Origin of the sequence: Paenibacillus sp. FSL F4-0087 (genome assembly GCF_038020215.1) — a bacterium.
Lineage (GTDB): Bacteria > Bacillota > Bacilli > Paenibacillales > Paenibacillaceae > Paenibacillus > Paenibacillus taichungensis.
In genome coordinates this window covers 740,006-760,291 of sequence record NZ_JBBODJ010000001.1, presented here as the reverse complement: position 1 = coordinate 760,291, position 20,286 = coordinate 740,006, and the positions used below count along the sequence as shown (strand labels likewise).

Below are 20,286 nucleotides of genomic sequence, written 5' to 3'. Positions count from 1 at the left end.
TATGATTTCGGAACTACAATTTTTTATGCGAAAACTGCATCGTGTAACGGGCCCAGTGTTGTATTGGAACCTGCTGGGCATGATCTGCATCAGTCTGATGGAAGGAATCGGCATATATATGCTTGTTCCGATGTTAAGTCTTATTGGTATTTTTGAAATGGGCTCAACAGGTCTGCACTTACCCTGGATTTCAGAATTTTTAAATCGTTTTCCGGAAAATGACCGGCTGCTGCTGGTATTGTTGACCTTTGTCCTCATTGTCTCTGGACAGGCGTGGCTACAACGTCTTCAGACGATTCGCAACACTCGAATTCAGCAGCAATTTGTTCGAACGCTGCGCATGGAAACCTATCGTGCCATCATTATGGCGCAGTGGTCTTTTTTTCTCCAAAAACGAAAATCCGATTTTAATCATATATTAACGACCGAACTCGCCCGTGTCAGTCAGGGAACGAATATTATGCTGCAAATGGCGGCTTCCTTGATCTTCACCGGCATTCAAATCGGCCTAGCATTCTGGTTGTCTGCCAAGTTAACCGCCCTTGTCCTGGTCTGCGGATTGGTATTGTTTATTGTCTTAAGAAAATTCGTGAAACGGGCAAAACAGATCGGGGATCAAACATCGGAATATTCCCAGAGCTATTATAACGGTATTACAGAGCACTTTAACGGTATCAAGGATATTAAGAGCAATATGCTCGAAAAATCACATATTAGCTGGTTTGAACGTATGTGTGGGCGAATTGAACGTAACGTGATTCAGTTCAGCCAGTTGAACAGCGGCACACAATTGATTCATCGAATATCCGCGGCTGTCATTATTGCTGCTTTTATCTATTTATCCCTGCATGTGCTCGCTGTTCCTCCAGCAAGTTTGTTGCTCATCATTCTGATCTTTTCACGGTTGTGGCCACGTTTCACGTCCATTCAATCCAATCTGGAGTATATGAGTTCGATGCTGCCCGCGTTTCAGATTGTGAGAGAGTTACAGACAGAAACCGAGAAAAGTCGTGAGATTAGCGAAAAAACGGGTAATGCTGGTGAACCATATGATGAGGAGTTAACGGTTCCCGGTCCACGTTCCGTTAGAATGAAGGCCCAGGTCAAGCCGAATGAGCAGGAAGATGACGCTGTGCGTATTATTGAACCCTTGGTACTTCAGGAATCCATCGAGTGTCAGCATGTGAATTATCGCTACGAAGGCAGTGATACCTACTCGTTACTCGAAGCGAATGCATCCATCCCTGCGAAAGGCATGACGGCTATTGTAGGCAAGTCGGGAGCCGGGAAGAGCACGATGATTGATCTGATTATGGGACTCATACGTCCGGAGAGTGGTCAGATTTTGGTGGATGGGGTGCCGTTAACCGAGAATCGATTGTTAGCCTGGAGAAGTTCAATCGGATATGTCTCTCAGGACCCTTTTCTGTTTCATACAAGTATTCGTGAAAATTTGCGTTTGGTTGATCCAAATGCCAGTGAGGAACAGATGTGGCATGCATTACAGTTTTCTTCGTCTGCAGCGTTTGTCCGCAAACTTCCACAAGGACTGGATACCATTATCGGTGATCGGGGCATCCGCCTGTCTGGTGGTGAACGTCAGCGTTTGGTGCTTGCCCGCGCCATGCTTCGGAACCCTTCTGTATTGGTATTGGATGAGGCGACAAGTGCGCTGGATAGTGAGAACGAACAGCATATTCATGAGGCTCTTGAACGCCTGAAAGGGCATGTTACCGTAATTGTTATCGCGCACCGACTATCCACTATTCGAACAGCGGATCGAGTGATTGTATTGGATGAGGGCCGGGTCATTCAACAAGGGGGTTATCAGCAATTGTCTACTGATCCGGTGGGCACGTTCAGCAAACTGTTGAATATGCAGGCAGGTGTCGTGGGGCAATAATTCTCTCTGTAAATCTGGAAATGAACAAAGCAAAAAGGCGCGCCATTAAAGGCAGCGCCTTTGAAGCATGTGTAGTAGGAAAGTAATTCAATCTGATCGCCATTTGCAGTTAGTGAACGATGGCATTGCTAACAGGTTGCGGCAGCTGAAAGGCACCAACACGTTCCAGATGCTGCACAATTTCATGCACGGCCTCTTCGATGGACAGCTCTTCGGTATCAATAATCAGTGTAGGATCTTCTGGAATATCGTAAGGGGCAGAAATGCCTGTGAAATGTGGAATAACACCGTTGCGTGCCTTTTTGTAAAGTCCCTTCGGATCACGGCGTTCGCATTCTTCGATTGAACAACGAACATAAATTTCAATGAAATCATCAGCTTCAAAGAGCTGTTTAACCATATTCCGGTCTTGTGCATCTGGCGAGATAAAGGCGGAAAGAACAAATAACCCGGCATCTACCATCAGCTTGGATACTTCACCAATCCGTCGCAGATTTTCTTGCCGATCCTCGGCCGTGAACCCAAGATCCCGATTCAGTCCATGACGTACGTTATCCCCATCAAGTACGTAACAATGAACCCCTTTTTCATACAGGTACTGCTCCAGGGCAAATGCAAGCGAGGATTTTCCTGCACCGGATAGGCCGGTGAACCATAAGGCTCGACTGCGATGACCGTTATGTTTTTCCCTGTCCTGCCTGTTTAAGCTGGATTGCTGCCAGGTAATGTTACGCTCTTCCTTTGACATGGGTATCCGCCTCTTCCTACTTATGATATGTATAATATTTTAACATATTTACAAGATTATAGCACCTTCTGAATTTAGCGGAATATAGCGTGAATCAACAAGAATTCGGGTATAGATGTAGTACATACATAGCAGGAGGAAGACCAAGATGAACAATAACATACACAACATACAGGTATATTTTCAGTGCGCGGATTGCGATCAGGATATTCGGGCAATCTTTGCTCAAGAGCAGGTCAGTGCGGTTCGCTGTTCAGAGTGTGGTAGAGCATACACATTGATGAAGCCTACCATTGGTGACGAGATTTTACTTGATTGGGAGCAGGAGGCTCTATATCATAAATTGCGCGCAGATCGCTCTGAGCATGATAATCATAATATGTCTGCCCTGATTATTAAAGTCATTGAGCTGCTCACCTGGCGGGATAGTGGTGATGGTCAGACACGTGCAATAGAGATGGTTAGAGAATGGTTGGCTTCCAGTGGAAAACCTCAGACCTTACTTGAATTGTTTCATCATCCCGAGCGAGACAATAAACGGTTTTGAACGGAGAAATGAGAACTGGGCTCCATGATGTATAAGTATGTGAAGCGATCTGTAATCGAAATTTACATACATTAGCTGTTCCTGTGGCATATTACCTGAAGGTGTTCGTGATAGGAAACGACAAACCGAATTTTTCAGGAACAGGAGCGGATAGCAATGAAGCGAATGGTTCTTTACATGCTGCTGGCTGTATTGACGTTCGGTATATTACCGGCACATACTGAAGCATCGCCAATAAATGGAGCTTATCATTTTGGCTTCAAAAAGAGCCAAAACGGCCAGTTGCCTTCCATTGATCAGGAAGGATTTAAGGAGATATTGCAGCATAACGATGCCATTTTCCTGGGGGATACAAAACAGAAAGAGCTGTATCTTACGTTTGATAACGGTTATGAAAATGGGTTTACGCCAGCTATATTGGATGTTCTGCGCGACAAAAAAGTGCCAGCTGCTTTTTTTGTCACCGGACATTATTTGAAAGACCAGCCTGAATTGGTGAAGCGAATGTCAGCAGAAGGCCATATAGTGGGTAACCACTCCTGGAGCCATCCCGATATGACCCGAGTTTCCAATGAAAAAATAAGAACAGAGCTTGATCAGGTACGATCTGAGGTCAATCGGTTGACTGGACAGCAAGCGACCTTCTTGCGGCCACCACGTGGCATTTTTAACAACCGGACGCTTGCAGAGAGCCACGCCCAAGGTTACGTTAATGTGTTTTGGTCTGTTGCTTATAAAGATTGGGATACCAAAGTGCAGCGTGGGACAGAGTATGCACGTCAGCAAGTCCTGAAACAGCTTCATCCAGGAGCAGTCATTCTGCTTCACTCTGTGTCGAAGGATAACACAGAGGCGCTTGCTTCCATCATTGATGAGGCACGTAAGCAAGGATATGCGTTCAAAAGTTTAAATGACCTGAAAACAAAAAGTTATTAATGTTACATGTTTACAATAAAAAAAAGGCATCCTGAGCTACGGTAGCTTGGGATGCCCTTTCTGGCTTGGCCTTGAGCCCTTTTATAGAACTGTGTTATAAATGATACCGATCGTTTTGGGACCACAATGACTACATATAACGCAACCAGCTGTAGTTAATTCCACTCGTGCTCCAGTCTGCTCCTGCAGAGACTTTTGCAAATCAAGCGCGTCTTCTTCGGCCATGGTATGCACGACGATAACGAGATCACGATCGATCTGTTCCTTATGGTTAAGTGTGTTTTGCAGCATTTGTTCCAGCGCCTTTTCCCGTTTGCCACGGACTTTGTAGGCAGGAGACATCTTGCCATCGGCTACTCGAATGACGGGGCGAATTTTCAGCAGACTACCAATCAGGTTTTGCATGCCAGAGCAGCGTCCACCTTTATAGAGATACTCCAACGTATCGATGACAAACTCCGTTCGCACATTTGGCTTGATGGCTTCAACGAGATGTGTAATTTCCATCAGGCTTTGCCCTTTTTCTGCTGCATGAACTGCCTTCATGACCATCAGGCCAATCCCGGAAGAAAGATTCAGAGAATCCACGACAGAGATGCGACCTTCTGGAAATTCGGAACTGGCCAATCTTGCATTTTGGTAAGTTGACGAAAGTTCAGAGGACAAGCTGATATATAAGATATCATACCCTTGTTCTATGTAAGGTTGAAATGCCGTCATGAAATCAGCAGGTGAAGGTGCTGCCGTTTTGGGCAGACGCCCATCCCTGCTTACACGTTCATAGAGCTGCTCCGGCTTAATTTCAGCACCGTCCTTCAGTGATTCCTCACCGAACACGACATATAAAGGGATGATACCGATATCGTGCTGCTGGATCCATGCTGGGGCCAGATCACTTGTGCTGTCCGTGAAAATTTTGATTCGTGACATGTCAATCTCCTTTGGATACGAAAATTTGGCAATAGAATAGATCATATGGATCAAGATAAGATGGATCAGTGTTAACATTTTTGAAGAATGAGAATGAAGCGGAGTTACGCTTTTACATCATATAGATCCCTGCAATTATAAGCCCTGCAAACGCCAGGATCATGACTCCACTGAGAATGGTTCCGATGATAGCAAAGACTTTTTTGCGATTTTTGAGAATGAGCCCGATCACACCGAGAATGAGTCCAGCCAGATTAAGAATCAGACAAACCAGAACAGCCAGAGAAGCCAGAACAACTGCTGGATGTAATGCGATCTCTTCCACTTGGATCGGTGTAGTTACGACGCCAATTGTACTGTTGATAGCCATTGTGGCAATACCTAAAGTCAGCATGTAACCAATGATCGAGACCAATCCAATCACAAAACTTGCAATACCAGGCCCGGAATGTTTCAATCGACCCATGGATGGATCTTCAAGGTCGGAGGGGTAAGGTGTAAACAGATTATCATGATTGGGATCTGAATAATCCGCAGCGGAACTGGATTGGTAAGGATGATGGTTAGTCTTGTTATTTTGATTATCCATAAATGGGTTATCCCTCCCTTAATCGTGGTCATGAGTGTAATTAACCTAATCCGGGTATTATGATTCTCATCAAGAGGATGAAGGCATTCCTTTTTACTTTTCCATAAAAATCGATAAAAATCAAGGTTTAACGCCAGTTTTCGTCGATTTGGAGGCAAAAGCGAAGTAAAGTATATATAACCAGACATATAAATGCCTTCGCATCGTAGCTGGCTGGTAAACACTGCAAGGATTCGCTAAAATAATAGTTGAGAGATGAATTAAGGGAGAGAAGTTAAATGCAACGTATATGGATGATGCTTGGTGCTGTAATGACAATGCTTTCGGTAGCTATTGGTGCGTTTGGTGCACATATGCTAAAGGAAAAAATTGGTGCAGACGCCATAGCCGTGTATGAAACCGGAGTGCAGTACCACATGATACATGCAATCGCACTGCTGATTATTGGTCTTACAGCGGGCCAGCTTGGTCCGTCCACCAAGCTCAAGTGGGCAGCACGCCTGCTGTTTATTGGAATTATCATATTCTCGGGCAGTCTGTATGTACTGAGTATTTCGGGTATTAAAATATTGGGAGCTATCACGCCAATCGGCGGGGTAGCCTTTATTGTCGGATGGTTGTTATTAGCAATAGACGTATGGCAGCGGGGAAAAGATCGCTCATGATGACGGATTTACAATAGCTGGGCGTAGTTATGGAAAACTTATAATGTAGCAGTTCATTGTTACATGAATGATTACCTAAAAAAGCAACTTGCCTGGGAAATGTTGTGGAATTCCCCTGTAAGTTGCTTTTTGTTTGAATACACATTGAGTTAGAGAAACTCATCAATTTCATTGGTTCGGAACGTATACACTTGTTTTTCATCCACATGGTAGACGCTTACAATGCTGGTATCCCGATCAAAATTCAAGATTCGGCATGGAATGCTCTGATGCCGGCCGTTCTTGTTGTTCACAACGATCCGAGTAAGACGGTTTTCTTTGATAAGGGTATCAATCCATACATCGAATGAATTTCCGTTGGTAGTGTTGGATGCTTCGGTTGAAGGAGCTATCTGGGAATCAGGTGTTTCGATTTCACTTGGTGGTTTGACTGGAACGGTTGAAGCCGTCGCTTGATTTGGTGAAGAGTTCTTCTGTCTTGCATTGGATTGTGATTTTTTTCTTTCTTTATGAAGAAAGGCGAATGAGTCCTTTTTGGACTGCAGTGTCACTTCAATAATTTTGCCAAGCTCTATGCCGGATTGAATCCGGAAGTCCGCAATTTGTTCCTCTTTGTTTATGAACTCCAACAGGGACTGCAGTGCCAATGCATTCGAGCGGCTCTTAATAAGAATATCGACATTGAATAAAAAGCCGATTTCTTCTTCGTTGGATAAGGTTTCTTTCATTCATCCCAGCCCCGTTAAAAGATATGTCAGCAAAAACATGCTTCAATACACTATATCATTAAAAAGGCAATAATCATAGTGCTGGAGACATAGAAAATGAGCGATGCAATTAGGCTAATTCAAGTAAAACCATATGCATTTCCAATCCTTTTCCGCAGGTGTCCACACGGCTATCCAGAATGAGGCATACAATTATCGTGACCTGTGGAAGAGGAGGTGTATCGGGAAATTATGGTGACGATGGAGCCGATTGTGGTTGGAGAACATGTTCTGATTGGGGTAGAGGTAAAGCTGCCTAAAACGACATTATTAACGATTAATACATCCAAAGGATATATCATGTGCGGAGCACTCGATGTGGGATTACTTAATGAGAAGCTTGGGGATCGCAAGATTATTGCAGCTCGGGCGGTTGGCGTGCGCACATTGGAACAGCTGCTGCATGCACCAATGGAGTCGGTGACAACGGAAGCCGAAGCCATGGGCATTACGGTTGGCATGACGGGTGTAGAAGCATTGCTCAAGATGATCTAATCCCTGAATATTAGACGATTAAAAAGGCTCCCCTACTGGGGAGCCCTTTCTTTAATTTACATGTACCAATCCTATATCAAACAATCAAACATGCTTCCACTAATTAAGCTTCATCCTTGGCGAACAAGGCAGCCAGATTCTCTTTGAAAGGAGCGCGAACGACGCCTTTTTCCGTAATAATGGCCGTTACATATTCGTTAGGTGTGACATCAAACGCCGGGTTGAATACTTTCACACCTTGTGGTGCCGTACGTTTGCCAAATCCTTCGGTTACTTCTTCCGCAGCACGTTCCTCAATCGGAATGAGATCTCCGGATGGCGTAGACAGGTCAATAGTGGACAGTGGGCTGGCAACATAGAAAGGAATGTTGTGCGCTTTGGCCAGGACCGCTACGCTGTAAGTTCCGATTTTATTAGCTACATCCCCATTGGCAGCGACGCGGTCTGTACCCACGATAACTGCCTGAATCCAGCCTTTGGACATCACCATGCCAGCCATGTTGTCGCAGATCAGAGTAACGTCAATACCGGCTTGCTGGAGTTCGAAGGCCGTAAGGCGTGCACCCTGAAGGACAGGACGCGTTTCGTCTGCGAATACTTTCAGGTTGATGCCACGCTCATGAGCGAGGTACATCGGTGCAGTCGCCGTTCCGTATTTCGCGGTTGCAAGTCCGCCTGCATTACAGTGTGTGAGCACACCCATACCGTCTGCGAACAAAGGAAGAGCATTTTCACCGATAAGGCGGCACACTTCTTCGTCTTCTTTTTGAATCAAAAGTGCTTCCGCTTCTAGAGCAGCATTGCTATCTTCGATGCTTGCACCGGATTCAGCGAGGTCACTGGCTTTTTGCATCATACGATCCAATGCCCAGAACAGGTTCACAGCCGTTGGACGGGAAGTGGCAAGATGAGCACAGATGGATTTTACATGATCGAGCCAGCCTTGTACGGCAAGTCCGTCATATGCCTTGGCACCGAGCACGACACCAAATGCAGCAGCAATCCCGATCGCCGGAGCACCGCGTACTTTCATCGAGTGTATGGATTCCCATACCTCTTCGGGCGTGTACAGTTTCAGCATCAGAATTGTTTCAGGCAGCAGACGCTGGTCAAGCATTTCAAGCTTGTCCTGTTTCCATATAAGGGAGGACAGAGGCTGATGTTCAGGGGTTGTCATGGATGTTCCTCCGTTCCTTGAGTTAAGCCGTATCATTCTCTTAGTTAGGCTTTAATAGAAGTAACCGCAGTAGCTACTGTATCTAGAAGTTCACCAATGGTATTCAGATTGCGATTACGCTTGATGAGTGCTTTACCGATTGCCAGCGCTTTGCGCTGAGCACGTTCGCGTTGTGTTGCATCTTCAATCGTATCGATATCTGCGACATGCGCAAGTCCAACAATACGGCGGACCATTTTCGCGCCCGCAAAACCAGCAGAATCTCTGAATAATTGTTGTACATAAAGATCTTCGTATCCAGGCGCCTTAGCCATAGGATCAACCAGATCTGAAGCCCACAGGCTGCGGAAACGGGATTCGAATTCAGTCCATACGTCACGAACCATATCCAGCAATATCGTTTCACGCTCATGAAGAGCCGTCTGATCCTGGATTCGACCTGGCAGCGAGGCGTAGTGGAGTAGCAGATTGGCAAGCACGGCTCCTACATCAAATCCCATTGGACCGAAATAGGCAAATTCGGGATCAATGACTTTCGTGGATTCAGCTGTGACAAAAATACTGCCTGTGTGTAAATCACCATGAAGTAGAGCTTGACCATGGGTGAGAAATTTCTCGCGCAGCAAAGCCACTTCAAGATGGAGTTCTCCATCTGTACGAAGTGCTTCCGCTTCGTCTTCAATGGCAGCATCATAATTATTTTTCTCCGCAATGCGATAGGGTTCATCAAAGATCAGATCTTCGGTTATTTTACATTGATCCGGATTGACGAATCTTCCCTGTTTTTCTTTCTTCAGCTGCTGGTTCATACCAAGATCTGAAGTGAAAAACAGCGTTTTTGCCATGAACTCCCCGATATGTTGTGCAAAAAGAGGATATGTTCCGCCATCGATGAGGCCTTTACGCATAATCAAATGATCGCTCAAGTCTTCCATCACGGTTAAGGCGAGATCATCATCATAATGGTACACTTCCGGTACCATTCCCGGACATAGACGATACTCTTCCTGTAGAATTTCCCGTTCAATTCTGGCACGCACCAGAGACAATGGCCATGATTCTCCGACCACTTTCGCATAAGGAAGAGCTTGTTTGATAATGATACTTTTATCGGAGTTCTGATCCGTGATATGGAAGACCAAATTCAGATTGCCGTCACCGATCTCACGACATTCCAGATTCGCATCTGCCGCAAACGTACCCGGTAAAGTTTTGGCCAGTTCGATTGCATCCTGGGGTGTAAAAGGGTGATATTGGGACAAGAATGCCACCTCCATATATATGAAGAAACAGGAAAACCCACTTCTTTGCTTGGTATATGTCAGTATATCGGAAATAACTGTGATTTTGTACCCTTTTTTTGAGACAAACTATACCGGTCTTGTTTCGAACTTCCGGTGTACGGGTAAAAACAAATAGGCCGGACGGTTGATAGAAATGCCGCCGACAAGGCTCCCCACCACTTGGTGGTGCCGAAATGTTAAATCTCTGTCATTTACGGCAGGATACCCTGCTTATAGTGAATGTCAGACTAATTTTATAATAAAAGGATGGGATTAAGATGGCTACAAAAAACAAAACAGATCAAGCAAAATCGGTGGAACAAGTACTTAATCGTCAGGTGGCAAACCTGAACGTCCTGTATGTTAAAATCCATAATTATCACTGGTATGTAAAAGGACCTAACTTTTTCACACTGCATGTAAAATTCGAAGAATTCTACAATGAAGTGACTGTACAAATGGATGAAATCGCTGAACGTATTCTAACCCTCAAAGGTAGCCCAGCAGCTACGATGAAAGAATATCTTGAGCTGTCCTCCATTCAAGAGGCTGCTGGTGGCGAAGATGCCAACACAATGGTACAGAATCTAATCGAGGATTTTGCTACATTGTCGAACGAGTACCAGGAAGGTATTGAAGTGGCAGACGCTGCAGAAGACCAACCAACTTCTGATATGCTGACAGGTTTCAAGGCTGATCTGGAGAAACATATGTGGATGTTGCGCTCTTTCTTGGGCTAATTCCATACTCGTTTATAAGTTCGTTGGCTTATAAACCATTAAGTTACTCTATCCTACCTTTCACGTTGTCAGGACGACGCCGAGCGTCTATACTGCTGACAAGACTGACTTGGGGAGGAGAACTTTATGATAGGCACAACGATACCGGCATTAAAAGAATGGGCCTCCGCAATCAAAGCGCTGGAAACGGGTCGCCAGATTATGGTTATGCGCAAAGGCGGGATTGTGGAGGAAACCCGACGTTTTGAGTTGAAAAGTCCAGCGTTCTATCTGTATCCGACTTATGAACATCAGCGTAAAGAACTGATAAAGTCCTCTGATCATTTCTATGTTGAGGAATCATTGGCCGAATGGGTGCCTGAAGCCTCGACGATCCGTCTCACAGCATATGCTGAAGTGGCACAGGATTTGGAGATCAAGGATCAGGAGATGGTGGATCGACTTCTTGACTTTCATATGTGGACTGCTGATTTTGCCGAAGACCGCCTAAAGTGGAAACGCAAAGATCCACTCCACGTATTGATACTCCGAGTGTACCGTTTGAAGGAACCGATGGAGATTCCCGTATTACCTGAATACAACGGATGCCGTTCTTGGATTTCCATTCCGAATGGTCCGGTGCCGCGCGAAATGACGCCGGTGGTGGACGTTGCGGATTTTGACGAACAGGTACAGAAGATTAACGAGACGCTCAAAATGTAATGTTATTTATCGGAAGGACTTGTCCATGATATGGATAGGTCCTTTTTCGATTGAGAGGAGCAGATTGGATAAAAGGTTGAATTCCTGTGATTTTTCTCACTGTCTATTTATGGCGAAGAAGTTTTGTCATTTGATTCAATCTGGCTTTTATTATAGAATCAGATAGAATAATGTTTCCTGTAAGGGACAAGAGTTCTTAGGAAATGACTTGATAATCATTGAGAATCAGTTTAGAATTATTCTAAAGTGATTCTTGCTTTGGAGATTGGAGTACAGGAGAAATTCAGGGGAAGCCCTGTTCAGATATTAATAGGTGCTTTTTCGTTTTCGACAGTAAACATCAATTTAATCAATGGAGGGAAACAATACACATGGCTACGAATTTCGTCATTGAAGGTCTGAAAGCGACGATCGAAGGTAAGGAAATCCTGAAAGGCATCAACCTGGAAATGAAAGGTGGAGAAATCCACGCGATTATGGGTCCGAACGGAACTGGTAAATCAACACTGGCTTCAGCACTTATGGGGCACCCTAAATATGAAGTAACAGACGGTACGATTACACTTGACGGTGAAGATGTACTGGATATGGCTGTAGACGAGCGTGCTCGTGCTGGTCTGTTCCTGGCTATGCAATACCCGAGTGAAATTGCTGGTGTAACGAATTCCGACTTCCTGCGTAGCGCAATCAACGCACGTCGTGGTGAAGGTAACGAGATCTCCCTGATCAAGTTCATTCGCCAAATGGAAGGTAAAATGAAAGAACTTGATATGAATCCTGAATTTGCTCACCGTTACCTGAATGAAGGTTTCTCCGGTGGTGAGAAAAAACGGAACGAGATTCTGCAAATGATGCTGCTTGATCCAAAAATCGTAGTACTCGATGAAATTGACTCCGGTCTGGATATCGATGCTCTGAAAATCGTGGCAAACGGTGTAAACGCAATGAAGAGCGAAGATCGCGGCTTCCTGATCATCACTCACTACCAACGCCTGTTGAACTACATTACGCCTGACTATGTACACGTAATGATGCAAGGTCGTATCGTGAAGTCTGGCGGACCTGAACTGGCTCACCGTCTGGAAGCTGAAGGATATGACTGGGTTAAGGAAGAGCTGGGAATCACAGACGAAACTGTAGGTCAAGCGTAAAGACAAAACGGAGGAGGATAATCAATGACTACACAAACAATTCTTCCGGTTGAATCTGAAGCGCTTCGCGCCTTGTCGGAAAGCAACAATGAACCCGGCTGGTTGACCGAGCAGCGTCTCGAAGCCCTTAAGCTAGCAAGTGGGCTTGCGCTTCCTAAACTGGAAAAACAAAAAATCGAACGCTGGAATGTCAGCGAGTACGGCACATACAAAGCTAGTGAAGCGATTTCTTCCCTTGAGGAAGTACCAGCTTCCATTAAAGATCTGGTTAAGGACCAAGCGGAAGGCAGTCTGGTTATCCAGCGTAATTCCGGTACGGTATATTCCAAGTTGTCTGCTGATCTTGCAGCAAAAGGAGTTATCTTCACAGATCTGGCTACAGCAGTTCGCGAACATAGCGATTTGGTAAAACCATATCTGAATACGGCTGTAAAAGCAGATGAGCATTCCCTTGCTGCACTGCATGCAGCACTTTGGAACGGTGGGGTATTCCTCTATGTTCCGAAAAACGTAGAGATTGAAGTTCCGCTGCAAGCAGTACTGCTCACAGATGATGCTACTGCAACATTTGCACCACACGTGCTTGTCGTTGCTGAGTCCAACAGCTCCGTTACTTATGTGGATAACTATGTATCTGGCGAACTGTCTTCACCTGTGTTCCATAACGGTGTTGTGGAAGTATTCGTGAAAGCTGGTGCCAAAGTCCGTTTCGCATCAGTTCACCAACTGAGCACAAGTGTTACTGACGTATCTTTCCGCCGTGCAGTGGTGGAGAACGACGGTTCGATCGAGTGGATCGTTGGTGAGATGAACAACGGTGATACTGCAAGCAACACGATGACGGTTCTTAAAGGGAACGGCTCAAGCTCCGATTCCAAAGTGATCGCAGTAGGTTCCGGTTCCCAAAAACTGAACTACACAACAGAAGCTCGTCACTTTGGCAAAAACACGCCAAGTCAGATGATTACACGTGCAGTTATGCGTGAAGAGGCTTCTGCGATCATTAACGGAATCACGAAGATTGAGAAAGGTGCTACCAAAGCGGACGGACAGCAAACAGAGAAAGTACTGATGCTGAGCCCGAAAGCACGTGGAGACGCCAACCCAATCCTTCTCATTGATGAGGATGATGTAACAGCAGGTCACGCGGCTTCTGTAGGTCAAGTCAATGTGGAGCAAATTCATTACTTGATGTCGCGCGGGATTAACCGTACGGATGCGGAACGCCTGATCATTTACGGCTTCCTGGCTCCGGTGGTGGCGGATATTCCTCTGGAAGCACTGCGTACCCAATTGCAGTCTCTCATCGAACGGAAACTGGGACAATGAACCCGGCTATCCGCGAGCAGTTCCCGATCCTCCACCAGGAAATCAACGGACACCCGCTCGTATACCTAGATAACGCAGCGACTTCCCAGAAGCCGCTGGCTGTAATCGAAGCGATTAAACATTATTATGAATATGAGAACTCCAATGTGCATCGTGGTGTTCATACGCTTGGAAGCCGTGCAACGGATGCTTATGAAGGCGCACGTGAAAAGGTTGCCAAGTTTATCAACGCACGCCGCACACAGGAGATTATTTTTACCCGTGGGACAACGACCGCTCTGAATTTGGTGGCTTCGTCCTACGGACGCTCAGTTTGCAAAGAAGGCGACGAAATTGTTATTACGCAGATGGAACACCATAGCAATCTGATTCCATGGCAGCAGGTAGCCAAAGAAACGGGTGCGATACTGAAATACATTCCGCTTCAGCCGGATGGCAACATTGATTTGGCTGATGTGGAGAAGACGATTACGAACAATACTAAAATTGTAGCAATCGCTTATGTATCCAATGTTATGGGTGTTGTTCATCCAGTAAAACAAATCGCTGAAATTGCACACCGCAAAGGTGCTGTCATCGTTGTGGATGGCGCACAGAGCACACCGCACATGAAGGTGGATGTGCAGGATCTGGACTGTGATTTCTACGCATTATCCGGCCATAAAATGTGCGGACCAACCGGGATCGGTGCACTTTACGGCAAAAAGGCGCTGCTGGAGTCCATGGAGCCGGTTGAGTTCGGCGGTGAAATGATTGATGATGTGGGTCTCTATGAATCCAATTGGAAAGAGCTTCCTTGGAAATTTGAAGGCGGAACGCCGATCATCGCAGGTGCGGTTGGATTGGGCGCTGCTATCGATTTCCTGGAGCAGATTGGCATGGATGAGATTGCTCATCATGAAAGTGTGCTGGCAGCTTATGCAACGGAACGTATGGCCGAGATTGACGGACTGACCATTTATGGACCAGCCAAGCGTCATGTTGGAGTGGTTACATTTAACCTCGGTGATGTACACCCGCATGATGTGGCAACTGTGCTGGATGCGAGTGGCGTAGCCATTCGTGCCGGACACCACTGCTGCCAACCGCTGATGCGCTGGCTTGAAGTCAGTTCAACAGCTCGTGCCAGTTTCTATCTATACAATAACGAACAAGATGTGGACCGGCTTGTCAGCGCCTTAATCCAGACAAAGGAGTATTTTGGCGATGCAACTTGATGATCTGTACCGGCGTGTCATAATGGACCACTACAAAAACCCGCGGAACCGCGGAACGTTTGATAATGAAGCTGTCACGGTGAATTTGAACAATCCAACGTGCGGCGACCGGATTTCACTGCAACTTTTGCTGAAAGACGGAATCGTTCAGGAAGCCAAGTATACGGGGGAAGGTTGTTCCATCAGCATGTCCTCGGCATCAATGATGACGGAGGCAGTCAAAGGCAAAACGATGGATCAGGCACTCGACATGGCTAACCGTTTCTCCTCACTGATGAAAGGGGAAGAAGTCGATTTCGACGATTATGAAGATCTCGAAGCCCTATCCGGTGTGAACAAGTTCCCTGCACGCATCAAATGTGCCACATTGGCCTGGAATGCACTACGCAAAGGAATTGACGAAGAGGACAATGTACAATAACGATAGGGAGGTAGAGCAAGATGGCTAAAAAAGCACCAGAAATGGAAGAGTATAAATATGGTTTTCGCGACGAACACAAATCCATCTTTCAAACCGGTAAAGGTCTGACTGCAGAAGTCGTTACGGAGATTTCCAAAATCAAGAACGAACCGGAATGGATGTTGGAATTCCGTTTGAAATCCCTGAAACAATTCGAAAAAATGCCGATGCCTAAATGGGGCGGAGATCTCGACGGATTGGATTTCAACGATATTCAGTACTATGTTCGTCCTTCAGAAAAACAAGGGAAAACATGGGAAGAGGTACCTTCCGAAATCAAGGAAACTTTTGATAAACTGGGTATCCCTGAAGCGGAACAAAAATTCCTCGCAGGTGTATCGGCTCAATATGAGTCCGAAGTTGTTTACCACAACATGCAAAAAGAATTGGAAGATCAGGGCGTAATCTTCATGGATACGGATACTGCACTTAGAGAGCATCCGGAAATCCTGCGTGAATATTTCGCAACCGTTATTCCACCAGCAGACAACAAATTTGCTGCATTGAATAGTGCGGTATGGTCCGGAGGAAGCTTCATCTACGTGCCTAAAGGCGTAAAATGTGAAGTGCCTTTGCAAGCCTACTTCCGGATTAACTCCGAAAATATGGGACAATTCGAGCGTACACTCATCATTGCGGACGAAGACAGCTTCGTTCACTATGTAGAGGGTTGTACAGCTCCAATCTACAGCACGAACTCACTGCATAGTGCGGTTGTTGAGATCATCTGTAAGAAAAATGCCCGTGTTCGTTACACAACGATTCAAAACTGGGCACCAAACATCTACAACCTGGTTACTAAACGTGCCGTTGCTGAAGAAAATGCAACGATGGAATGGGTCGATGGCAACATCGGTTCCAAACTGACGATGAAATATCCAGCAGTTGTACTGAAAGGCCGCGGAGCTAAAGGTTCGGTTCTGTCCATCGCTGTAGCTGGTAAAAATCAGCATCAGGATGCAGGTGCGAAAATGATTCACTTGGCTCCAGATACAACATCAACAATTGTATCCAAGTCGATCAGTAAACATGGTGGTAAAGTAACCTACCGTGGTCTGGCTTCCTTTGGTCGCCAAGCGGAAGGTGCAAAATCCAATATCAAATGTGATACACTCATTCTGGATAATGAGTCCACATCCGATACCATTCCTTACAATGAAATCATGAATGATAACATCATGCTGGAGCATGAAGCTACGGTATCCAAAGTGTCCGAAGATCAACTCTTCTACCTGATGAGCCGTGGTTTGACTGATGCAGAAGCAACACAGATGATCATCATGGGCTTTATTGAACCGTTCACGAAGGAATTGCCGATGGAATATGCGGTAGAGATGAACAGATTGATCAAATTCGAAATGGAAGGGTCTATTGGTTAATCCACCTGCCCTAGCACGTTTCGAAAACGTCGATTTTGATTGTGGCGAAGTTATGCTGAATCAGTTTCACGTGATCTATATACAGCATCAAGAAAGATCGAGGGAGTTTATTCCTCGATCTTTTTTTATTGCAGTAAAAAACATACTTGAATGCTCTATCTGGGTTTATTTGTAATAATATAGGATCAATAGCACAAGCCATTTACTAGATTTAAGCATCTAATGATAGAAAAGGATGTGAATACATGAGCATAAATCCGTTTAAGGGATATCGGATTACAAGTTCATTTGGCTACCGAATCCATCCTATTTCTGGCGGCCAGACATTTCATCGCGGAATCGATCTCGTCACAGAGCCATGGAATGGCCCCATCCATGCATTTATGGACGGGACTGTACGCTTTGCTTCGGAAGGTGCTACAGGCTCAGGATTCGGCGGCTACGGGCTTACGGTTGCGGTACAGGATCATAGGGGCTACTTACATTGTTATGCTCACCTTTCCCGAATTGCAGTGAAAGTTGGACAGCAAGTAAAACAAGGGCAGCTTCTTGGCAATCAGGGAAGTACAGGTGAAAGCACGGGTCCGCATGTGCATTATGAGGTACGCAAAACGAGCTCCCCTTCGTATGGATACACGGCTAGTGAGAATGGTGTTGTTGATCCAGGAATCTACTTGCAATCTGAATATAGTTCAACGGTTGAAGGACAGGAGGGAACCCCAATGACGACGGAGGAAAGAGAGCGGTTAACAGCGATGGAGAAGATGCTGGAATCCCAGTCGGCCTGGATCCTGCAGCAGAAAAACATTTCAAGTATGGCTTGTCCGTCCTGGGCTGAGGAAGCTTATCATTATTACCAATCGTATATAAATAACGAAACAGGTAGTTATGACTTTTGGAGATTGCTTGTCATCATGTATCGCAAGGAGAAGGGCATTAAGGTCTCTTCCGCTACCTCAAGTTAACAGGCAAAGCAGGCAGATAACTATTTATTGAATGTTGCCAGTTCGCCCGGTTCATCCATACGCAAACGTCATATGTTAGGGTATACCTGATGAAGAGGAGGCAATCACATGAGCGAAGTTGGATATGGCTGTGGTGGCAACGTAGGCGGCGTAGGCGGATACAATATGTTCACTAACACAGGTGCGATTTTGGTACTGTTCATTCTGTTGGTTATCATCACTAAAGCATTCTGCGTTTAATCGGAATGAACGATTAATAATAAAACAAAGGGAAGCCTTAACGGCTTCCCTTTGTTTACATGTAAAGCATGTAAACGTGACATGTTCTCTCTTGAATTTGATTACTCTAACTGCTGCTGTGCATAACTGAATGCTAATGCTTACTGGATATAAATTTCAACGATAGCTACATCTCTTTCCTTTGCTAAATCAATGAAGGCTGTAGAGGTCTGAACGAGTGGGCGGAAGTAATCCGCAGGGTTGTTCAAGACAATCAGACCGGTTTCGCCGGTCGTGAGCAGAACCCTTTTGCCAATAAAATTGGGTAGCATATGTTTGATGAGTTCCTGCGTAACTTCAGCATTCAACTGACCGAAACTGAGGCTGTACAATTCGCATAGCACGGAGATTAGTTCTTGCTTGGTCTGATACACCCGAGTGGTCGTCATCGCGCTGTAAACATCGGCTACAGCCGTTATACGGGCAAATGGATGTATCTCGTCACCTTTCAGTCCATGAGGGTAGCCGCTTCCATCCTCGCGCTCATGATGCTGGAGGGCAACGGTTGCAAGGATCTCGTCCTGAGTGGACTCTTTAACAATCTCATAACCATATAACGTATGTTTCTTCATTTCTTCGAATTCTTCGGGCGTTAATTTGCCCGGCTTATGTAAAATTTCAGAAGGAATCTTGGACTTGCCAATATCGTGAAGATATCCTGCTTTGGCTACAGTTAGGCACTCCTCAGGATTGTATCCCATCCAGCCGGCAATATAAAAAGCGAGCATTCCGACTTGTAAGGAATGGTTGTAGGTGTAGTCGTTATCTCCGTCAAGCATCAGCAGCAAGGAGACAACGTCCTTTTGTTTTTCAAGTTGTCCCGTTAAGGTTATCAAAATTTCATCGACCTGAGTCTCATCAATAAAACCCTTCTCCATGGCTTGTTCAAATAGAGATTCTGTACCTTTGATCGTATCGTTAAACAGGTTAGTTAACAGACGGGTTTGATCGGAAGGTAAGGTTTGTGCATCAGAGTGTAGGTCAGATGTTGTATGTTCTACATCTGCGTAATCGATTCCGTGCTGCAGCAGCTTGGCAATATCATCGTCGCTGAGTGTGGAACCTTTCATCAGCATGTGGAGACCCGAACTGTTGTACACATCATTTTTTAACAGGTCGCCAGTTTTAAGATCAGTAACATGCACTCTCACGTATAAACCACCTTTTCCTCGACTAATATCGACATATATGATTATAATAACAAGAAAAAAATGGGTTGACAACGACTTATTTACTAATTTCATCACCTTTTGGACAGGTCGAATGACTAGTTAATTAATTGTCTGTGGGGTTCCAGGGTCCTAATTGATGACCTTTCCACTCGGAACCATCTTCCCATATTTCTTTTTTCCAGATGGGCACATTCTGTTTGAGTCTTTCAATCGCGTAACGGCTTGCGTCGTAACAGTCACTGCGATGAGGGGAGGAAACGGCAATAACGACGCTGATCTCTGCTACGTCTACCTTCCCAATCCGATGGCTAATCGCACATTTTACGCCTGGCCAGCGTTCAGTAATTTCATTACCGATAGCTGCCATCTGAGAAAGTGCCATAGGTACATAGGCCTCATATTCAAGATGAACCGTTCGTTGCTGTCCGGTCATTTCACGGGTGGTGCCAACAAAGGTAAGGGCTGCTCCATGGTTTGCAGTGATGACGAGCTCCGTTGTAGCTTCCACGGACAGTGGGGACTGGGTGATCAGGAATAATCCATCATCCGTACGATGCTCAGGATGGGATGAACGATGTCCGTCACCATTCAAATGGGTACCATCTCCTCCCGACACAGGGGGAATTAAGGCAAGTTCATCCTGATCCTTGATTATAATATCGGCAGAAGCATACTGCTGGTTTACTGCCAGAAAAGAAACACGTATTTGATCTGCCGCTTCAGGATAAGCAAGGCCCAGTTTTTCTTTTAATTGCACAGGAGTTGGATCCGTTCCGGGGTATTCATATTCAAGCAGGGATGTGCCCAGACGTTCAGCGATTCCTGCAAATAGTTGAATTGTTAATTTCATGG

At 45.5% G+C, this 20,286-nt stretch carries 22 protein-coding genes; 14 read left to right on the top strand and 8 right to left on the bottom strand.

The window, feature by feature from the left end; genetic code table 11:
* The first annotated feature begins 1 nt into the window (after position 1).
* A complete protein-coding gene (locus MHB84_RS03610; protein WP_083678945.1) occupies positions 2-1,903 on the top strand; it encodes an ATP-binding cassette domain-containing protein in 1,902 nt (633 codons plus the stop codon).
* 109 nt (positions 1,904-2,012) lie between these two features.
* On the opposite strand, the gene cysC is transcribed toward MHB84_RS03610, so the two are convergent.
* Positions 2,013-2,651: an adenylyl-sulfate kinase gene (gene cysC, locus MHB84_RS03605; protein ID WP_076289864.1), complete on the bottom strand. Its 639-nt coding sequence runs from the start codon at positions 2,649-2,651 to the stop codon at positions 2,013-2,015.
* A gap of 148 nt (positions 2,652-2,799) precedes the next feature.
* Between cysC and MHB84_RS03600 the strand changes: the two genes are divergently transcribed.
* Positions 2,800-3,198: a hypothetical protein gene (locus MHB84_RS03600; protein ID WP_053780509.1), complete on the top strand. Its 399-nt coding sequence runs from the start codon at positions 2,800-2,802 to the stop codon at positions 3,196-3,198.
* 156 nt (positions 3,199-3,354) lie between these two features.
* Positions 3,355-4,134: a delta-lactam-biosynthetic de-N-acetylase gene (pdaA, locus tag MHB84_RS03595; RefSeq protein ID WP_076289863.1), complete on the top strand. Its 780-nt coding sequence runs from the start codon at positions 3,355-3,357 to the stop codon at positions 4,132-4,134.
* 81 nt (positions 4,135-4,215) lie between these two features.
* On the opposite strand, the gene MHB84_RS03590 is transcribed toward pdaA, so the two are convergent.
* Entirely contained in the window at positions 4,216-5,064 is an 849-nt protein-coding gene (locus MHB84_RS03590; protein ID WP_076289862.1) for a DegV family protein, read from the bottom strand.
* 112 nt (positions 5,065-5,176) lie between these two features.
* On the bottom strand, positions 5,177-5,653 hold the full coding sequence (locus MHB84_RS03585) for a hypothetical protein (RefSeq protein WP_083678944.1): 477 nt from the start codon (positions 5,651-5,653) through the stop codon (positions 5,177-5,179).
* A 278-nt stretch (positions 5,654-5,931) separates the two neighbouring features.
* On the opposite strand from MHB84_RS03585, the gene MHB84_RS03580 reads away from it, so the two are divergent.
* Positions 5,932-6,318 carry a DUF423 domain-containing protein gene (locus tag MHB84_RS03580; protein ID WP_076289861.1) on the top strand — a complete coding sequence of 129 codons (387 nt, stop codon included), beginning with the start codon at positions 5,932-5,934 and terminating at the stop codon, positions 6,316-6,318.
* Positions 6,319-6,467: 149 nt separating this feature from the next.
* Here MHB84_RS03580 and MHB84_RS03575 read toward each other — a convergent pair whose 3' ends face one another.
* Positions 6,468-7,046: a hypothetical protein gene (locus MHB84_RS03575; protein WP_076289860.1), complete on the bottom strand. Its 579-nt coding sequence runs from the start codon at positions 7,044-7,046 to the stop codon at positions 6,468-6,470.
* 231 nt (positions 7,047-7,277) lie between these two features.
* On the opposite strand from MHB84_RS03575, the gene MHB84_RS03570 reads away from it, so the two are divergent.
* Positions 7,278-7,580 carry a YunC family protein gene (locus tag MHB84_RS03570; RefSeq protein ID WP_076289859.1) on the top strand — a complete coding sequence of 101 codons (303 nt, stop codon included), beginning with the start codon at positions 7,278-7,280 and terminating at the stop codon, positions 7,578-7,580.
* Positions 7,581-7,683: 103 nt separating this feature from the next.
* Here MHB84_RS03570 and mtnA read toward each other — a convergent pair whose 3' ends face one another.
* Positions 7,684-8,757 (bottom strand): S-methyl-5-thioribose-1-phosphate isomerase, encoded by a 1,074-nt coding sequence (gene mtnA, locus MHB84_RS03565; RefSeq protein WP_099854766.1) that lies wholly within the window; start codon positions 8,755-8,757, stop codon positions 7,684-7,686.
* A 44-nt stretch (positions 8,758-8,801) separates the two neighbouring features.
* On the bottom strand, positions 8,802-10,019 hold the full coding sequence (gene mtnK / locus MHB84_RS03560) for an S-methyl-5-thioribose kinase (RefSeq protein WP_076289857.1): 1,218 nt from the start codon (positions 10,017-10,019) through the stop codon (positions 8,802-8,804).
* A gap of 299 nt (positions 10,020-10,318) precedes the next feature.
* Here mtnK and MHB84_RS03555 point away from each other — a divergent pair, with 299 nt between their 5' ends.
* The 9 genes from MHB84_RS03555 (at position 10,319) to MHB84_RS03515 (ending at position 18,223) form a co-directional block, all read left to right on the top strand.
* Positions 10,319-10,780 carry a Dps family protein gene (locus MHB84_RS03555; protein ID WP_053780517.1) on the top strand — a complete coding sequence of 154 codons (462 nt, stop codon included), beginning with the start codon at positions 10,319-10,321 and terminating at the stop codon, positions 10,778-10,780.
* 126 nt (positions 10,781-10,906) lie between these two features.
* Complete coding sequence (locus tag MHB84_RS03550) at positions 10,907-11,482, top strand: DUF1802 family protein (RefSeq protein WP_076289856.1); 576 nt, start codon at positions 10,907-10,909, stop codon at positions 11,480-11,482.
* Between the two features lie 371 nt (positions 11,483-11,853).
* A complete protein-coding gene (gene sufC / locus MHB84_RS03545) occupies positions 11,854-12,633 on the top strand; it encodes a Fe-S cluster assembly ATPase SufC (RefSeq protein WP_062320002.1) in 780 nt (259 codons plus the stop codon).
* Between the two features lie 24 nt (positions 12,634-12,657).
* The gene (sufD, locus tag MHB84_RS03540; protein ID WP_076289855.1) at positions 12,658-13,962 is read left to right on the top strand and encodes a Fe-S cluster assembly protein SufD; all 1,305 of its coding nucleotides are present in this window, start codon (positions 12,658-12,660) and stop codon (positions 13,960-13,962) included.
* Complete coding sequence (locus tag MHB84_RS03535) at positions 13,959-15,179, top strand: cysteine desulfurase (protein ID WP_076289854.1); 1,221 nt, start codon at positions 13,959-13,961, stop codon at positions 15,177-15,179. The genes sufD and MHB84_RS03535 overlap by 4 nt, the downstream gene beginning before the upstream one ends.
* Positions 15,169-15,600 carry a Fe-S cluster assembly sulfur transfer protein SufU gene (sufU, locus tag MHB84_RS03530; protein ID WP_063564289.1) on the top strand — a complete coding sequence of 144 codons (432 nt, stop codon included), beginning with the start codon at positions 15,169-15,171 and terminating at the stop codon, positions 15,598-15,600. Before MHB84_RS03535 ends, sufU begins: the two co-directional genes overlap by 11 nt.
* A gap of 20 nt (positions 15,601-15,620) precedes the next feature.
* Entirely contained in the window at positions 15,621-17,018 is a 1,398-nt protein-coding gene (gene sufB, locus MHB84_RS03525) for a Fe-S cluster assembly protein SufB (protein ID WP_062319997.1), read from the top strand.
* Positions 17,019-17,263: 245 nt separating this feature from the next.
* Positions 17,264-17,983 carry a M23 family metallopeptidase gene (locus tag MHB84_RS03520; RefSeq protein WP_076289853.1) on the top strand — a complete coding sequence of 240 codons (720 nt, stop codon included), beginning with the start codon at positions 17,264-17,266 and terminating at the stop codon, positions 17,981-17,983.
* Positions 17,984-18,091: 108 nt separating this feature from the next.
* A complete protein-coding gene (locus MHB84_RS03515) occupies positions 18,092-18,223 on the top strand; it encodes a YjcZ family sporulation protein (RefSeq protein WP_208642727.1) in 132 nt (43 codons plus the stop codon).
* A gap of 140 nt (positions 18,224-18,363) precedes the next feature.
* Here the strand turns inward: MHB84_RS03515 and MHB84_RS03510 are convergent, their stop codons facing one another.
* Positions 18,364-19,413 carry an HD-GYP domain-containing protein gene (locus MHB84_RS03510; RefSeq protein WP_076289852.1) on the bottom strand — a complete coding sequence of 350 codons (1,050 nt, stop codon included), beginning with the start codon at positions 19,411-19,413 and terminating at the stop codon, positions 18,364-18,366.
* Between the two features lie 124 nt (positions 19,414-19,537).
* The gene (locus MHB84_RS03505) at positions 19,538-20,284 is read right to left on the bottom strand and encodes a molybdenum cofactor biosynthesis protein (RefSeq protein ID WP_076289851.1); all 747 of its coding nucleotides are present in this window, start codon (positions 20,282-20,284) and stop codon (positions 19,538-19,540) included.
* Positions 20,285-20,286 lie beyond the last annotated feature (2 nt).

What these genes read in the sequence shown, in the direction of transcription:
- MHB84_RS03610 (WP_083678945.1), top strand. Translation starts at nt 2, where the DNA reads ATGATTTCGGAACTACAATTTTTTATGCGAAAACTGCATCGTGTAACG.
- cysC (WP_076289864.1), bottom strand. Translation starts at nt 2,651, where the DNA reads ATGTCAAAGGAAGAGCGTAACATTACCTGGCAGCAATCCAGCTTAAAC.
- MHB84_RS03600 (WP_053780509.1), top strand. Translation starts at nt 2,800, where the DNA reads ATGAACAATAACATACACAACATACAGGTATATTTTCAGTGCGCGGAT.
- pdaA (WP_076289863.1), top strand. Translation starts at nt 3,355, where the DNA reads ATGAAGCGAATGGTTCTTTACATGCTGCTGGCTGTATTGACGTTCGGT.
- MHB84_RS03590 (WP_076289862.1), bottom strand. Translation starts at nt 5,064, where the DNA reads ATGTCACGAATCAAAATTTTCACGGACAGCACAAGTGATCTGGCCCCA.
- MHB84_RS03585 (WP_083678944.1), bottom strand. Translation starts at nt 5,653, where the DNA reads ATGGATAATCAAAATAACAAGACTAACCATCATCCTTACCAATCCAGT.
- MHB84_RS03580 (WP_076289861.1), top strand. Translation starts at nt 5,932, where the DNA reads ATGCAACGTATATGGATGATGCTTGGTGCTGTAATGACAATGCTTTCG.
- MHB84_RS03575 (WP_076289860.1), bottom strand. Translation starts at nt 7,046, where the DNA reads ATGAAAGAAACCTTATCCAACGAAGAAGAAATCGGCTTTTTATTCAAT.
- MHB84_RS03570 (WP_076289859.1), top strand. Translation starts at nt 7,278, where the DNA reads ATGGTGACGATGGAGCCGATTGTGGTTGGAGAACATGTTCTGATTGGG.
- mtnA (WP_099854766.1), bottom strand. Translation starts at nt 8,757, where the DNA reads ATGACAACCCCTGAACATCAGCCTCTGTCCTCCCTTATATGGAAACAG.
- MHB84_RS03555 (WP_053780517.1), top strand. Translation starts at nt 10,319, where the DNA reads ATGGCTACAAAAAACAAAACAGATCAAGCAAAATCGGTGGAACAAGTA.
- MHB84_RS03550 (WP_076289856.1), top strand. Translation starts at nt 10,907, where the DNA reads ATGATAGGCACAACGATACCGGCATTAAAAGAATGGGCCTCCGCAATC.
- sufC (WP_062320002.1), top strand. Translation starts at nt 11,854, where the DNA reads ATGGCTACGAATTTCGTCATTGAAGGTCTGAAAGCGACGATCGAAGGT.
- sufD (WP_076289855.1), top strand. Translation starts at nt 12,658, where the DNA reads ATGACTACACAAACAATTCTTCCGGTTGAATCTGAAGCGCTTCGCGCC.
- MHB84_RS03535 (WP_076289854.1), top strand. Translation starts at nt 13,959, where the DNA reads ATGAACCCGGCTATCCGCGAGCAGTTCCCGATCCTCCACCAGGAAATC.
- sufU (WP_063564289.1), top strand. Translation starts at nt 15,169, where the DNA reads ATGCAACTTGATGATCTGTACCGGCGTGTCATAATGGACCACTACAAA.
- sufB (WP_062319997.1), top strand. Translation starts at nt 15,621, where the DNA reads ATGGCTAAAAAAGCACCAGAAATGGAAGAGTATAAATATGGTTTTCGC.
- MHB84_RS03520 (WP_076289853.1), top strand. Translation starts at nt 17,264, where the DNA reads ATGAGCATAAATCCGTTTAAGGGATATCGGATTACAAGTTCATTTGGC.
- MHB84_RS03515 (WP_208642727.1), top strand. Translation starts at nt 18,092, where the DNA reads ATGAGCGAAGTTGGATATGGCTGTGGTGGCAACGTAGGCGGCGTAGGC.
- MHB84_RS03505 (WP_076289851.1), bottom strand. Translation starts at nt 20,284, where the DNA reads ATGAAATTAACAATTCAACTATTTGCAGGAATCGCTGAACGTCTGGGC.